We start from the raw sequence: 14,473 nt of genomic DNA on the forward strand, positions 1-14,473 counted from the left end.
CTCAGCAGACCTGCTGATTCACGCTGTCACCGACGGCATTCGGGCCGCCGAGCACGGTCATGTCGTTGATACCGAGCGTCGCGACCGTGTTCCACACCGGCTGCGTCAAGCAAGAGCCGGTCGATAGCACAAGCGGCAGATGCGCGTGGCCGGCCAGCGCCGCTCCCGTCAGCGCGTCCGGATAATTCACCCCGGAGGCAACGTACGCGGACGGGGCGTTCGGATAGACGCTCGCGATCACCGCCGCGTTCGTCCCGAAGCGGTCGCTACCCGACAGTCGTTGCACGGGAGCGATCCCGGACAGCTGCGCGTCGATCGTCGCGGGAATGGCGTTCGTGCCACCGACAACCGCGATCGATTTCGGCGCCAGGTATGCGAGTGCCGGCGCGACCTGCGCATCAGACGGGTCGCCACCAGGGGTCAGGAGCACCGGTGACCCCGTCGCGCCGGCGGCACCAGACGCTGAGAGCGCGTCCGGGAAATTCGATCCGCTCGCCACATAGGCACGCGCGATGCCCGGACCGAACGCGTAGGTGGCGACCTGTCTGCTCGTGTCGTATCGGTCGCTCCCCGCGATGCGGACAACGCTCGTTCCGAGAGCGGTGACCTCGTTCGCCACGGTCGAGCTGACCGCATTCACGCCGCCAACGATGACGACGCGCGATGGATGCAGCGCAGCGATCTCCTGCGCGTCGACGACCGGAAGCGCGCCGGAGGACGTGAGCAGCAGCGGTCCGCCTTGTTCTGCTGCCGCCGATGCGGCGGACAACGCATCGGGGTAGTTCTCGCCGGACGCGAGATATACGACCGGCGCACCGGCGGGATACTCGGTCTGGGCGATGGCGACACCGGTTGCGTACCGGTCAGGTCCGCTCACCCGCGTCATCGGCACGTTCTGGTTCGTCGCGGCGAAGCTCTGCACGGCCATGAACAGCGAGCTCTGGTCGGTCCGGGAAATCGCCGGTGTCTCGAGCCACCCGTAACTGTTTGCGAAGATGCCCGGGTCGCCGTTTGCGGGATACGCCGCGTCGACGATGTCTTGCGGAACGGTGAGCGTCATGGACGCCGTGGGGTCCTCGCCACAGGTGGCGACCGCCTGAACGCGAAGGCCGAAGTCAGTGTCGCGAACAGCCGCCGCGACGGCGGCATGATCCGGGTGCGTGTAGATGTAGCAGCCCTGCGTCGACAGGTTGCTGTAGGCGGTGACGATTCCCGCATTCGGGAGGCTCGTGTTCAGCCCCAGCGCGGCCCGATTCGCGAGCACCGTGCGCATCGCCCACTGGACCTTCTGCGCGGAGAGGTCGCCGTCGCCGAGATCGAAGGCGACGAGCGCACCGCGGCCTTTCTGATCGAGCCACACGGTCGCGCGAGTGTCGGTGAACGGCTGCGGCGTCGGTGCTGCCGAGGGGGTCGGCGCGGGCACGGAGGTCGCGGTCGGCGTAGCCGTCGCGGTCGGCGTCGCGGTCGCGGCCGGCGTCGCGGTCGCGGTCGGCGTCGCAGTCGCGGTCGGCGGAGCGGTCGCAGTCGCAGTCGGCGTCGCAGTCGCCGTCGGCGGAGCGGTCGCAGTCGCAGTCGGCGTCGCAGTCGCCGTCGGCGGAGCGGTTGGCGTCGGCGTTGGCGCGTCCGTCGATCCGCTCGCAGGAGTGGTCGGCTGCAGAGCCTCTCGGGTCAAAGCGTCGCCGAGCGCCGAAAATGCCGGTGTCGTCACCGGCTCCCCGAAGTCGCCCGGCAGCGTCGGATCAACCGCCGACATGCCCTCGAAGTAGTGAACCCACGAGTTGAGGCGTGCCTGTTCGCAGGATGTGGTCTGGATGCCCGTCGGCACCGGATTCGGCGCCGAGGCTCCATCGAGCATGGCCAAGTCGTACCCCACGGGCGTGCAGTGATACGTCGACTCTCCGTGGGTCATCAGCACGAACACCTTGTAGTCCTGTGGTGTGTCCGCGTAGTAGCTCGCTGCCTCGAACTCGTCGTCCGGGTGCGGCAGCGCGACGTAGAGGACCTGCGACGGTGCCGACGTGGCGGCCTGGACGGATGCGCTGGCAGGCACGCCGAGCAGCGTGACTGCGGCCATTACTCCGGCTGCTGCAGCAGCGATGACAGTGTGCACGATTCGCACGAGCGGTGCCTCCGGATTTGGGGGCAGGGCCCGTGAGGTTCACTCGCAATGTAAGTCATCCGTCGCGCGGTTCCGGTCGGGACATCCCCTCCGCGCACGTTTGGTCATGAGTCTTCTGACAGGGAACGGGTGGCGTCGCCCACGCTTCGCCGACCGCGGCCGCTCAGGGGCGCAAAAGGACCTTGCCGACCCGGCCCGGCTCGAAGTTCGCGCGGCTTGCGTCGGCGATCTCGTCGAAGCTGTACGTGGCTGAGACGGGCAGGGTCAGGGAGCCGTCGCCGATGCGCTGCATCAGTTCGCCGAGGAGCGCAGCTCGACGCTCCTGCGCCATCGCGCTGCTGACCTTCGCGCCCCAGAACCCGCGGACCGTCGCCTGCTTGAAGATCACATCTCCCGACGCGATTTCCATCGTCGGGGAGGCCATGGCTCCGAACACGACAAGCGTCCCGTTCTCCGCGAGGAGGGAGAGAACCTCCCCTGATGCGGACCCGCCGACCGAGTCGACCCCGGCGATGATCGGCGCGCCTCCGGTGGTCGCGGTGACACGCTCACGCCAGTCACTCGTGTCGGTCGCCACGATGTCGCCAATGCCCTGCTGTTCGAGCTCGTCGACGCCCGCACTGCGGCGTACGAGGCCGAGCACATGCACGCCGCGCGCGGCGGCGAGCTGTGCGACGAGCCGGCCGACGGCACCGTTCGCGGCGTTCTGCACGAGCCACTGACCCGGTTCGAGCTGCAGCGAGTCGAGGAGGGCGATTGCGCTGAACGGCATGGAGACCAGCTGTGCAGCGGTCGCATCGTCCATGGCGTCCGGAACGGGGATGAGACCGGCTGCGGGTGCGACGAACGCTTCGGCCCAGACGCCGAATGTTCCGCCGGTAACGACTCGCTGCCCGACCTGCAGGGCAGTAACGCCGTCGCCGAGTGCGTCGACGACGCCGACCGCTTCCGTTCCCGCTTGCGCCGGAAGGGTGGGCTGATATCCGTACGTTCCGCGAACAGTCCACAGATCGTGGTTGTGAATCGGTGAAAGCAGTGTGCGAACACGGACCTGACCGGGCCGGGGCTCGGGTGTGGGAATCTCCGCGACGGAGAGGACTTCCGCAGGATCGCCGAATCGGTCGTGAATGAGCGCACGCATGGCATCGATTGTCTCAGCGACGGTCACTGTCCGCCGAGCCGCGTCGGCACCCGTGCACATGTGTGCACGCCGTAGGGTGAATCCGTGTCGAGGGAGTCGCAGCGCCGGTGGTGGCGATTCGCCATCGTCATGGTGATCTGCGCCGCCGTCCTCTATCCCCTCGAGGGCACCGTGTCGAGCGCACTCGGCATCAACGCCCTTCGGGCCGGGTTGCCCGTCGGAGCGTGGTTTCAAGGACTTCGGCAGTCCGTCGGATTCGCGCTGCAGCCGCCGTCGCAGTACTGGTTCGAGAACAGCCTCATGCTCGCCGTCGGCGCCGTCATCGTGTGCACGCTCCTTGGCGCGCCGGCTGGCTATGTGCTCGCCCGAGCACGTGGTCGGGCCGTTTCCACGTACGCGCTGGTGATCTTCCTGCTGCAGTCGTTCCCGCCGGTCGTCCTGCTCGTCCCGCTCTTCCTGTTGTTCGCCCGGATCAACCTCATCGACAACCTGTTCGGACTCGGTCTCGTCTATCTGGCATTGACGCTCTCGTTCGCGGTGTGGATGTTCGCCGCCTACGTCGACACGATCCCGATCGAACTGGAGGAGGCGGCGTGGATGGACGGGTGTTCGGTGTTCGGAGGCTTCTTCCGCGTCGTTCTGCGGAACGCGCTCCCCGCCATGCTGACGTCCGCGATCTTCACATTCCTCACCGTGTGGAACGAGTACATGGCCGCGTTCATCTTCATGCGCAGCATCAACAACTACACACTGGGCGTCGGGCTGCAGGCTGCCGGGCACTCACCGACGCTCGCGGTGCTCATTGCGCTGCCGCCGGTCCTCGTGTTCGTGCTCCTCAACCGGTACTTCAGCGTCGGCGGGGTCGGCGGTTCCCTCGCGGGTCGCTGACACCCGATTCCGGAGGCAGCGCCGACGCCCCCGCACCGGCTTCCGGCGACAGCATCGACGCCCCCGCACCGGCTTCCGGCGACAGCATCGACACCCCCGCGCCCGCCTCGGAGACCGTCGTCAGTTCACGCACGGAATCGCGCCGGAGGCGAGCGGCTGAGCGGCACTGGTCGTGGTTGTGGAGGGCGTCGCCGCGGCCGAAGCAGTCGCAGAAGCGGTGGCCCCCGCCGTTGCTGCGACGGCGCCGGTCGACGGGCTTGCCGACGGCGCGGCTGTTGCGGTACTCGCGGTGCCATCGGAGGCGGCGATGAGTTGTGCCGCGACCTGCTGGTCCTGCGCCTGGTTCACAATATTGACGTCCTCGCCCTGTTCGACGCCGTAGCCGACGATCGGCAGCGTCTGGAACGTCATACCGCCGCCGGCCATCTTGTTCGCTTCCGACGCGAACTGCAGCAGATTGAATCCCGAGTCGAGCGCGATGTTCTGCTTCGCCGTGTCGATGAGCTGCTGCACGAGCCCGAGATTGCCGAGAACGTTCTCGTGCCGCAGCTTGTAGGCGAGCGCGACGATGAACGCCTGCTCGCGGCGTTCACGGTCGAGGTCAGTCAGCTCGACTCCGCTCCCGCTCGTGTCCCGCCGCTGACGGACGAAGCTGACCGCCTGCGACGCTGAGAGCTCCTGATACCCCTTCTGGAAGTTCGCGCCGGAGTAGGTGTCGGTGGTGGCCTCGTTGAGACAGACCTCGACCGGTTGCACGGCCTGGGCGATTTCATAGAACGCCGCCATCGTCACCTCGATGAAGTGATCGATCGGTTGTCCGATGAATTGGGAGACGGTGAGCAATTCCTCCTGGCGGGCCGCTGCACGTGCCTCCTGATAAGCGACGTCGTGGGAGACACCGACCTCGGTGTTGACGATGTGCCGCAGCGTCTGGTCGAGCTCCAACCCGTAGGCCTGCTTAATCTTTCCCATGACCGCGCCGTCGGGCGCGCCGGGAAGCGACACCCAGTCGTCGCGCGGAATCGAGATGCCCACCGGATTCCCATGGGCTGGGATGTGGATCAGCATGAGGACGTTGGTGTTGTAGCCGCCGTCCGACCCGTCCCCCGCGTGCAGCGCTTCGTACGTGGCGGCCGGGAGGGGATTGCCGTTCTCATCGAGGCGGCTGTCCAGCCCCATGATCAGGATGTTCGTCGCCTGCTGCTGCTCCGGAGCGGTGGTGGTCCGGCCTGCGGGGACGACACGCGGCAGTGAGATCGCGGACCGATGAATGCCCGTGCTCAGGTCCAAGTACGACCGCGCAACGGCGATGCCGCTGCCGGCCAGCGCGAACACCGCCAGCATCGCGACGCCGAACAGCACGCGGTCCCGGATTCGCCGGGCCCGCGGGGTGCGACGGCGATGGGCGACCGGCCCCGATGCATCGGCTTTCAACACTGGCAACCGCCTCGCAGTTCGAGCCCGTCTGAATGCTTGCGCGAATCAGGGGCGTGAGTGAGCGCGGACGGTCGCCGCGGTTCATTGTGTACCGACGACGCAGCGAACTCTCTCGATGCTGCATGAGGGTCCGCGCAGCGATGAAGGCGGATGGCTGGAGTCGACCCATGCCGCGCGGGCGCAGCGTCACGCCGGGGGCGCCACCATGACCTCGACCCCGGCTTCCCGGAATCGAGTGAGTTGCGCGTCGTCCGCGCCGCTGTCGGTGATGAGGGTCCACGGCTGCTCGATCGCGGTCCACCAGTGCGACGTCTCCGCGCCGAGCTTTGTCGCGTCGGCGAGCACATACACGCGCTGCGCGTTCTCGACCATGATCCGCTTCAGCGCTGCTTGCTCGGGCGTCTGCTCGCAGAGTCCGCGATCAGCGCTGACACCGTCGGCGCTGAGGAACGCGATGTCCGCGGTGATGCCCGACATCGTTCGCTCGGCGATCGGTCCGACGAGTCCTGAGCTGATGTGTCGCAGTGATCCGCCCAGCACGACGAGGTCGATTCCGGTGCTGTGCTCCAGTTCACGGGTCGTCGTGAGTCCGTTCGTCACGACCGTGAGATCCTCGCGATGCGCAATGCACCGTGCGAGTGCGCCGGCGGTCGTTCCGGCATCGAGGACGATGAGCGCCGAGGCGGGAATGAGCGCACTCGCCAGGCGCCCGATCGCCGCTTTCTGGTGGATCGCGATCTGCTCTCGTTCCCGCAGGCTCTGCTCGTGCGCGCCGACGGCTCTGGCACCGCCGTAGGTCCGCACGATCGCGCCGCTCTGCGCAAGGGTCTCGAGGTCCCGTCGAATCGTGGACGCCGTCACCCCGAATCGGCTCGCGAGGTCATCGACGCCGATCGGCGCCTGCCGCAGCAGGGAGCCGATCTCCTGTCGACGCTCGCGAGCCGTCATCGCTTCCGCGCCGTCAGGCGTCAGCGCTCTCGTGGGTCGGGGCAAGCTCGATCGCCTGCCGGAGCGCTTCGATCAACGGCTCGTGGTCCGCAATGTTCTTGCCGGCGATGTCGAAGGCCGTGCCGTGGTCGACGGAAGTCCGGACGAACGGGAGTCCGACGGTCACGTTGACTCCGTTCTTCAGTCCGAGCACTTTGACCGGGATATGGCCCTGGTCATGGTACTGGGCGACGACGAGGTCGAAGTCACCGCGGGCAGCGCGGTAGAACAGCGTGTCAGCGGGCAGGGGACCGACGACGTCCATCCCTTCGGCCACCGCGCGCTCGACCCCGGGAGCGATCTTCGATGCCTCTTCGCCGTATCCGAAGAGCCCGTTCTCGCCAGCGTGCGGGTTGATGGCGCAGACGGCGATCCGCGGTCGCTCGGTACCCGCGCCGACGAGCAGGTCGTTGCCACGCTTGATCGTTCGATAGACGCGGGCGCCGTCGATCGCGGCAACCGCGTCCACGAGGCCGAGGTGCGTCGTCACGTGGATGACCCGCATGTTCGGCGCCGTGAGCATCATCGAGACCTCCTCGGTGCCGGACAGTGCCGCGAGGAGCTCGGTGTGGCCCGGGAATGCGTGGCCGGCCATGTGGAGGGCCGCCTTGTTGAGTGGTCCGGTGCAGATCGCGTCGATCTCGCCGGCCATCGCAAGTTGCACCGCCTTCTCGATGAACAGGTAGGAGCCGTTGCCTGCGTCCGCGGACAGCTCGCCCCACGGCAGGTCCGCGGGCACCGCGTCGATGTTGAGGACAGGGATGCTTTCGTCACCGTCGGCGACCTCCCCGGGGTTGCTGACCTCACGCACCGACAGCGGCGAGCCGACGATCGCGGCGGCCTGGCGCATCCGTTCGGCGTCGCCGACGACGAAGAGGCGTGCCGCGGCGCGAAGCTCCGGCTCGGCGAGCGCCTTGGCGATGATCTCGGGTCCGACGCCTGCCGCGTCGCCCATGGTGATGCCGATCGTCGGCTTCATGCGGTCCTCATTTCCTGGCTGGTGAGATGTGGCTGTGTTCGAAGGTGGTCCGCGGCGCGCGCGAGCGTTTCCGCGTCGCCGAATGCTCCGGCCTTCGTGACGAGGAGCGGCCTCGCAGCCCCGGCACTGCTGACCACGACGCCCGGCTCGAGTTCACCGAGGACGCGCAGCGTTCGAACGCCCAAGGCGTCGATCACGGCGCGGGCGGTCTCGCCGCCGGTGAGCACGATTGCGTCGAACGGTTCCGCTATGTCGACGACCGCCGCTGCGACGGACGCGGCCACCCGCAGCGCGTTTCCCGTGTCGACGGGCGCGGCGAGGTCCGGGGTCAGGACGAGGTCCTCGTGCATGTGGTGGACGTCGGTCGGGAGGCCCGTCCCGGCTTCCCGACTGACGGGCACCTGAAGATGCCGGGCACCTCGGTCGACCAACCGATCGATCTGTGCGCGGGCGAGGTCGGAGTAGCTGCCCACGACGGTGAGCACCCGCGCGGCCCCCGGTGCCGGTGCCGGTGTGGTCGGCGTTCGCGACGAGTCGCGACGCGGAAGGACGTGTCCGGCGAGCCCACCGGACCCGGCCAGGAGCGTCGGAAAACCGAGGCGCTCGTTCGCCGCGACCACGAGCGCCAGATCCTCGTCGCTTGCAGCATCGATAACGGCGCCATCGAGCCCGGCATGGTGCAGCGCTTCGAGGCGCACGACGAGCGCGTCGAGCGTGAGGGCGGCTGGAACGCGCTGGGCACGCACGCCATCGGCGCCGATGGCGCGGACGGCGTCCCCGCCGAAGGGGCAACGCGACGCCACGGTGCCGCCTACGTGGACGACACCGTGCTGCGTCGTCCGGCCGACCCCGGGATATGCGGGAGCGAACAGGACGAACGCTGAACGCGCCTCCTGTCCGGTCATCGCTGACGCCGCTGCAGCGATCTCCGCGCCGATGTTCCCGCGGAGCAGGGAGTCCACCTTTTTGAACACCGAGCGTCCGGCCCGAAGCGCGTCCGCGAACGCGGATGCCACGGTCTGGCGCGCCTCGTCCGGCGCTGCGTATCTCGTGGCGGTGTCGATGGCGACGATGTCGGCGTCCTGATCGGCGGCACCGGCGTCGAAGACGATGGACGTCCGGTAGTGCGCGCCGTGTGCGCCCACCGCGTCTGCCGCGCCGGTGAGGTCGTCGGCGACAATGGTGAGAGGCAGGTCGAGCGCGGTCATCGCTCTGCCAGGGCCACGCCGCGAGCGGTCTGGCGTCGGGCAAACCATGCGACCACGAGCGGCGTGCCGATGGCGGTCACGACCACCGATGCGGATACAAGCACGGTCGCCGGCCCGGCTGCCTGGTGATAGGCGGGGTTCGCTGCGGCCACGAGCATGGGGACGGCAGCTGCGTTGCCGGCGGTCGAGGAGGCGGCGAGGCCCCCGAGTCCGGTGCCGCCGGTCAGCTTGTCGGCGAAGAACAGGACGACGCCGCTCAGGAGGAGCACGACGAGGCCGAGCGCGATGCCGAGGAGGCCCGCCTTGAGCACCGTCTGCAGGCTGATGCCGAACCCGAGCGCAAGCCCGAAGAAGAAGATGAGGACCGGTGCCGCTCCCGCCAGGAATTTGCGCATGGCCGGGTCGAGGCTTCCGAGGATCATGCCGAGGAGCAGCGGGATCAGGGCACCGAGGAGCGCCTGCCACGGGAAGGCCGAGAGTCCAGCGACGCCGAGGATCACCATCGTGAGGAATGGACCCGACTCGATCGTCATGATCGAGTACGCTGCGACGTCCTTCGGCTTGCCGTACTGGCCCATCAGCGCCATGTACAGACCGCCGTTCGTGTCGCTGAACGCGGCAACGATGGCGAGCACCGACAGCCCGGTGAGGATTCCGTGATTGATCGGCGCCTCGGTCATGAACCGACCGGCGATGATGCCGAGGACGACGGCGAGCAGCACCTTGCTGCCGAACAGCGCCCCTCCCTTTTTCAGGATGTATGGGGTCGCGCGGAGGTCGATGCTCGCGCCCATGCACACATAGAACACGGCCAGGATCGGCGTGCTCCCGGTGAGGAGTCCCCCGGTGAACGATCCGAAGAAGTCAGCCGTTCCGGGCGCGACCGTCGCGAGGATCGCGCCCGCGAGCAGGGGGACGAGCATCATGCCTCCGGGCACTCGCTCGATCGCAGCTTTGATGGGCACTGACATCCGCAAACCTCATTGTCTCGTCGGGTCCCGCTTCGCGGGAGGGGCGTCGACAATTATTGCGCGATTCACGCAGACTGCTGCGCGTTGTGCGCAATATGGAGCGGCTTCGGCTATCCCAGCTCAGCCCGCACCCGACTGGCAGCACCAACGGCCACCGCATCCTTCCCGAGCGTGCTGTGCTCGATCCGGATCGGCAGTCCGCTCACGGGTGGTTCGTCCGTCAGGTATTCGTGCATCGCTGGCGCGAGCAGATTCCAGGCGCGCGAGACCCCGCCGCCGATGACGACCGTGGTGACATCGACGAGCGCTGAGGCGGCCGCGATCGCCTGTCCCACGGCCCGGCCCGCGGTCCGGAACACTGCGGCCGCACGGGCCTCCCCTGCGGCGGCGCGTTCCGCGATCGCGACGCCCGAGAGCCGCTCACCGCCGGCCTCCTGATACCGCAACTCCATCTGCCGGCCGGCGGCAAGGGTCTCGAGGTGCCCATGACGGCCGCAACTGCACACCAGATCACCGAAACCCGGCATGTGTCCGATCTCTCCCGCAGCGCCGTGCGAGCCGGCGAACAGACGCCCGTCGGTCCACAGTGCACCGCCGACGCCGGTGCCGAGCATGATCGCGAGCGCATCACGCTCCCCTCGGATCGCCCCGGCCGCGATCTCGCCGGTCAGGAAGGCATTGACGTCGTTCTCGAGGAACGCGGGGACGCCGGTGCGCGCCGTGACGGTGCGGGTCACCTCGTACCCGGCCCACTCGTGGAACGTGTCGCTCGCGACGAGCACGTTGCCCGCGACGGCGTCGACGACACCCGCAGCGCCGATCCCGACACCGAGCAGCTCGCCGCCCTGTTCCCCACCGCGTGCCGCGAGGAGACCACCGATCATCCGCAGCGTCACGTCGATCATTGCGTCACCACCGCGCGGCGTCGGCGCAGCCGCCCGACCGACGATCTCGAAGTCGGGCGTGCACAGGATGACCTGTGTTGCGGTTCCGCCGATGTCGACGCCCGCGATGACTGGTCCGGAGCGGGCCTCCGTCGCGTCGGGCCCGCCGCTCGCGTGACCGGCCGGACCGGGCACGCGGTCGGCAGCGGTCACGCGGTCGGCAGCGGTCACGCGGTCACCGCCGTGGCTTGCTCGCGCCGAGCCCGTTGCACGACCGGGTCCGGAACCGGAACAGCGGCGAGCAGCCGCCGTGTGTAGTCGGTGTCTGGGTGCGACAGCGTGACCGCGGTGGGGCCGGTTTCCACAACGCGACCGTTCCGCATCACGACGACCCGGCCCGCGAACTCCTGCACGACAGCGAGGTCGTGCGACACGAAGATGCACGCGAACCCCAGCTCCTGCTGCAGCTCGGCGATCACCTCGAGCACGGTCCGCTGGACACTGACGTCCAGCGCGCTCGTGGGTTCGTCGGCGACCAGGAGGCGCGGGTTCAGCACCAGCGCGCGCGCCAGGCTCACACGCTGCCGCTGCCCGCCGGAGAGCTCACGCGGAGCGCGGTCCATCACCGCCGCTGGAAGTCGGACTGCCTCGAGTGCCGCGGCGACCCGACGCCGCCGTTCGGCGCGGCCAACGCCCTTCTCCTGGACCAGGAGCGGCTCGGCGACGCACTCCGCGACGCTGAGTCGAGCATCGAGCGAGGCGACCGGGTCCTGCAGGACCACGCCGATTCCGGCGCGGAGCCGTCGGAGCGCCCGGCCGCGGGTCCGGTGCACGTCCTCCCCGAACACCCGCACCTCGCCGGAACCCGGCGTGATGAGCCCGAGCACGACGCGCGCGATCGTCGACTTGCCGCTTCCCGACTCACCGACGAGGCCGACCGTCTCGCCGTTCGCAACATCGAGATCGACCTGCTGCAGCGCCCGTACGGCGCGGGTGCCGCGTCCGAACGTGACATCCACACCGGAGGCGGTGACCGCGAGATCCTGTCGACTCGCCAGCGTCTGCTCCCCCACCGCATGCTCCCGAGCGAGGCCCTCTCCGGACGAGGCCTCCGCTGGCGACGCTGGGGCGAGCGGTCGTTCACTGATCGAAAGGCGCGGCACTGCGGCGAGCAGCGTACGCGTGTAGTCGTGCTGCGGGCGCAGGAGGACCTCGTCCACCGGACCGCTCTCGACGATTTCGCCCGCATTCATGACGGCGACTCGATCGGCGAAGTCCGCGACGACGCCCATGTTGTGGGTCACGAGCAGGACCGCCATGTCGTTCTCGGTCGCGAGCCTCCGGAGCAGGTCGAGGATCTCCGCCTGCACGGTGACATCGAGCGCGGTCGTCGGCTCGTCGGCGACGAGCAGCTTCGGGCGGTTCGCGATCGCCATCGCGATGACGACGCGCTGGCGCTGGCCGCCGGACAGTTGGAACGGGAACGACCGGATCCGCGCCTCCGGATCGGGCAGGCCCACGTGACCGAGCAACTCCACGGCGCGCGCCCGCGCGTCGGCGACACTCGTGTCGCTGTGGTTCCGGATCACCTCGGCGATCTGATCACCGATGCGCATGAGCGGGTCGAGTGCCGTCGCCGGCTCTTGGAACACCATCGACACGACGTTGCCGCGGAGCGCTGCGAGCTGTCGGTCGTCCAGGCCGAGCATCGCCTCGCCTGCGAGCGAGACGGATCCGCCGAGCACTGCGGTGCTCCCGAGCAGACCGAGCGCTGCGAGGGCGACGGTGCTCTTGCCCGAGCCAGACTCGCCGACGAGCGCGAGTGTCTCCCCCGCCGCGACACTGAGCGTCGCTCCGCGCACTGCCTCCACCAGGCCCGTATCGGTTTGGAACCCCACCGTGAGCCCGTCGATCGACAGGACACTCTTCGACGTTGCCATGACTACCGCCCCCGAATCGCGAATGCGTCGCGAAGGCCATCGCCGATCGCGTTGAATGCGTAGACCACCAGGATGATCGCGACCCCCGGCGGCACGATGAGCCACCAGCGACCCGAGTACGCCGCGTCGAGGCCCTGACTGAGCATGCCGCCCCAGTCCGTCTGCGGGGCCTGTACGCCGAGCCCGAGGTAGCTCACATAGGCGACCAGGAGGATCGCATCGGCGATCTGGAACGTCGCGGATACGACGATCGTGCTGACGCTGTTCGGCAGGATGTGCCGACCGATCGCCCGAGCATGACCACCTCCGAAGGCGCGCAGGGTCAGGATGTAGTCCCGGTGCTTCAGGGTGAGCGTCTCCGCTCGAACGAGTCGCGACGGCACCAGCCAGGACACGAATCCGAGGATCACGATGAGTCCCGGGACATGCGGCGTCGAGATCGCCGAGATGACGAGCAGGATGAACAAGGCCGGGATCGCGATCCCCGCGTCGACGATGCGCATCATCACGGTGTCGACCCAGCCGCCGACGTACCCGGCGACAGAACCCCACACCATGCCGATCACGATCGCGAGCAGCCCCGCGGCGATCCCGACCGTGAGCGAGACCGTTCCGCCGTACATGAGCCGACCGAGTTCGTCGTGCCCCACGGCGTCCGTTCCGAGCGGATGCGCGCCGCTCGGAGCGAGGTTGATCGCTTTGAGGTTCGTGCTCGTCTGCGCCGTGTGATAGATCAGCGGGCCGACGAAGCAGAACAGGACGAAGAAGACGACGATTCCGAGGCCGACGACCGCGAGACGATTCCGGCGGAATCGGCGCCAAGCGATGCCGCGGGACGATGGCGGCGCAATCGGGTCGACCTCGGGTGGCGCCGTGAGGATGGTGCTGGACATGGGGTCGGTTCCTGCCTTACGAGCGCGTAGTCTTCACGCGGGGGTCGATGAGCGTCTGCAGAATGTCGGCGAGCAGCGTGCCGCAGACGGTCGCGACGGCGATCACGAGGACGCAGCCGAGCAGCACCGGGAAATCCGAGCTCTGCGCGGCGTTCCAGAACAACAGCCCCATGCCGGGGTAGTTGAAGAGCTGCTCGACGACGAGCGAACCGCCGAACAGCACGGGGACGTAGTAGCCGAGCATCGCGACGACCGGCGTGAGCGAGTTGCGGAACACATGGCGGACGAGCACCGCGTTCGTGGAGGCTCCTCCTGCACGCGCAGTCCGGACGAAGTCCTCGTCGAGGTTGTCGAGCGTCGCGGAGCGCATGAATCGGCTGAAGACCGCGACCATCGCGGCTGCACCCGTCACGATCGGCAGGACCAGTCCGGCCGGATCACTGAACACCTGCGCGAGCGTGTCGCCATTCGGCGCCTGGGACGGGAACAGCGGCACGATCTGCGTGAACACCGCGATGAGGACGAGGCCGAGGAAGAACACGGGCGTCGAGTACAGAACGAGGCTCACGGTCGTGATCACGTAGTCGGCCGGACTGTTGCGCTTCCGCGCCTGCCACATGCCGACCGGGATCGCGATGATGAGCGCGAGGACCGCCTGCGCGAGCGTCAGGACGAGGGTCTTCGGCAGCCGCTGCACGATGAGCTGCGACACCGGCTCGTTCAATGTGAACGAGTTGCCGAGGTCGCCGCGGAGGATCTGCCCGAGGTAGATGAAGTACTGCACCGGTAGCGGCTTGTCGAGTCCTTGCTGCCGGTTGAACTGTGCGATCTGCTGCGCTGTGGCATGGATGCCGAGCACCCCGCGTGCGGGGCCGCCGGGCAGCGAGTGGAGCAGGGCGAACACCACGATGGTGACGATGAAGACGACGATCGCCGCCTGCAGCAGTCGTCGGAGGAGGTAGAGCGTTGTGGTCACGGGCGTCCTTGGTCGCGGTGGGACGATGCGGCTGATGGACCGGACGCCGT

At 68.4% G+C, this 14,473-nt stretch carries 12 protein-coding genes; 1 reads left to right on the top strand and 11 read right to left on the bottom strand.

Annotated elements, in window-relative coordinates; genetic code table 11:
* Position 1 precedes the first annotated feature (1 nt).
* Both CAM01S_RS10805 and CAM01S_RS10810 read right to left on the bottom strand, forming a co-directional pair.
* Positions 2 to 2,119 carry a cell wall-binding repeat-containing protein gene (locus CAM01S_RS10805; protein ID WP_157071523.1) on the bottom strand — a complete coding sequence of 706 codons (2,118 nt, stop codon included), beginning with the start codon at positions 2,117 to 2,119 and terminating at the stop codon, positions 2 to 4.
* 163 nt (positions 2,120 to 2,282) lie between these two features.
* A complete protein-coding gene (locus CAM01S_RS10810; RefSeq protein ID WP_066521265.1) occupies positions 2,283 to 3,260 on the bottom strand; it encodes a zinc-binding dehydrogenase in 978 nt (325 codons plus the stop codon).
* Between the two features lie 84 nt (positions 3,261 to 3,344).
* On the opposite strand from CAM01S_RS10810, the gene CAM01S_RS10815 reads away from it, so the two are divergent.
* Positions 3,345 to 4,148, top strand: coding sequence for a carbohydrate ABC transporter permease (locus CAM01S_RS10815; protein ID WP_157071524.1), 804 nt, complete (start codon positions 3,345 to 3,347; stop codon positions 4,146 to 4,148).
* A 120-nt stretch (positions 4,149 to 4,268) separates the two neighbouring features.
* Here the strand turns inward: CAM01S_RS10815 and CAM01S_RS10820 are convergent, their stop codons facing one another.
* From CAM01S_RS10820 to CAM01S_RS10860, 9 genes are all read right to left on the bottom strand, one after another.
* Complete coding sequence (locus CAM01S_RS10820; RefSeq protein WP_245631612.1) at positions 4,269 to 5,585, bottom strand: LCP family protein; 1,317 nt, start codon at positions 5,583 to 5,585, stop codon at positions 4,269 to 4,271.
* Between the two features lie 186 nt (positions 5,586 to 5,771).
* Positions 5,772 to 6,533, bottom strand: a complete 762-nt coding sequence (locus CAM01S_RS10825) for a DeoR/GlpR family DNA-binding transcription regulator (RefSeq protein ID WP_066521010.1) — start codon at positions 6,531 to 6,533, stop codon at positions 5,772 to 5,774.
* A 13-nt stretch (positions 6,534 to 6,546) separates the two neighbouring features.
* Entirely contained in the window at positions 6,547 to 7,551 is a 1,005-nt protein-coding gene (pdxA, locus tag CAM01S_RS10830; RefSeq protein ID WP_066521013.1) for a 4-hydroxythreonine-4-phosphate dehydrogenase PdxA, read from the bottom strand.
* Complete coding sequence (locus CAM01S_RS10835) at positions 7,548 to 8,759, bottom strand: four-carbon acid sugar kinase family protein (protein ID WP_066521016.1); 1,212 nt, start codon at positions 8,757 to 8,759, stop codon at positions 7,548 to 7,550. The genes pdxA and CAM01S_RS10835 overlap by 4 nt, the downstream gene beginning before the upstream one ends.
* Entirely contained in the window at positions 8,756 to 9,730 is a 975-nt protein-coding gene (locus CAM01S_RS10840; RefSeq protein WP_066521020.1) for a 2-keto-3-deoxygluconate permease, read from the bottom strand. The genes CAM01S_RS10835 and CAM01S_RS10840 overlap by 4 nt, the downstream gene beginning before the upstream one ends.
* 110 nt (positions 9,731 to 9,840) lie before the next feature.
* Positions 9,841 to 10,845, bottom strand: coding sequence for an ROK family protein (locus CAM01S_RS10845; RefSeq protein ID WP_245631613.1), 1,005 nt, complete (start codon positions 10,843 to 10,845; stop codon positions 9,841 to 9,843).
* Positions 10,842 to 12,554, bottom strand: a complete 1,713-nt coding sequence (locus tag CAM01S_RS10850) for a dipeptide ABC transporter ATP-binding protein (protein WP_066521023.1) — start codon at positions 12,552 to 12,554, stop codon at positions 10,842 to 10,844. The genes CAM01S_RS10845 and CAM01S_RS10850 overlap by 4 nt, the downstream gene beginning before the upstream one ends.
* Before the next feature lie 2 nt (positions 12,555 to 12,556).
* A complete protein-coding gene (locus CAM01S_RS10855) occupies positions 12,557 to 13,447 on the bottom strand; it encodes an ABC transporter permease (RefSeq protein ID WP_066521025.1) in 891 nt (296 codons plus the stop codon).
* 16 nt (positions 13,448 to 13,463) lie between these two features.
* Entirely contained in the window at positions 13,464 to 14,423 is a 960-nt protein-coding gene (locus CAM01S_RS10860) for an ABC transporter permease (protein WP_066521272.1), read from the bottom strand.
* Positions 14,424 to 14,473 lie beyond the last annotated feature (50 nt).

Source organism: Curtobacterium ammoniigenes NBRC 101786, from assembly GCF_001571045.1.
Taxonomy (GTDB): Bacteria; Actinomycetota; Actinomycetes; order Actinomycetales; family Microbacteriaceae; genus Curtobacterium; species Curtobacterium ammoniigenes.

Excerpts from the sequence above, each read along its gene's own strand:
- CAM01S_RS10850 (WP_066521023.1), bottom strand. The coding sequence starts at position 12,554 with ATGGCAACGTCGAAGAGTGTCCTGTCGATCGACGGGCTCACGGTGGGG.
- CAM01S_RS10825 (WP_066521010.1), bottom strand. The coding sequence starts at position 6,533 with ATGACGGCTCGCGAGCGTCGACAGGAGATCGGCTCCCTGCTGCGGCAG.
- CAM01S_RS10810 (WP_066521265.1), bottom strand. The coding sequence starts at position 3,260 with ATGCGTGCGCTCATTCACGACCGATTCGGCGATCCTGCGGAAGTCCTC.
- CAM01S_RS10855 (WP_066521025.1), bottom strand. The coding sequence starts at position 13,447 with ATGTCCAGCACCATCCTCACGGCGCCACCCGAGGTCGACCCGATTGCG.
- CAM01S_RS10835 (WP_066521016.1), bottom strand. The coding sequence starts at position 8,759 with ATGACCGCGCTCGACCTGCCTCTCACCATTGTCGCCGACGACCTCACC.
- pdxA (WP_066521013.1), bottom strand. The coding sequence starts at position 7,551 with ATGAAGCCGACGATCGGCATCACCATGGGCGACGCGGCAGGCGTCGGA.
- CAM01S_RS10840 (WP_066521020.1), bottom strand. The coding sequence starts at position 9,730 with ATGTCAGTGCCCATCAAAGCTGCGATCGAGCGAGTGCCCGGAGGCATG.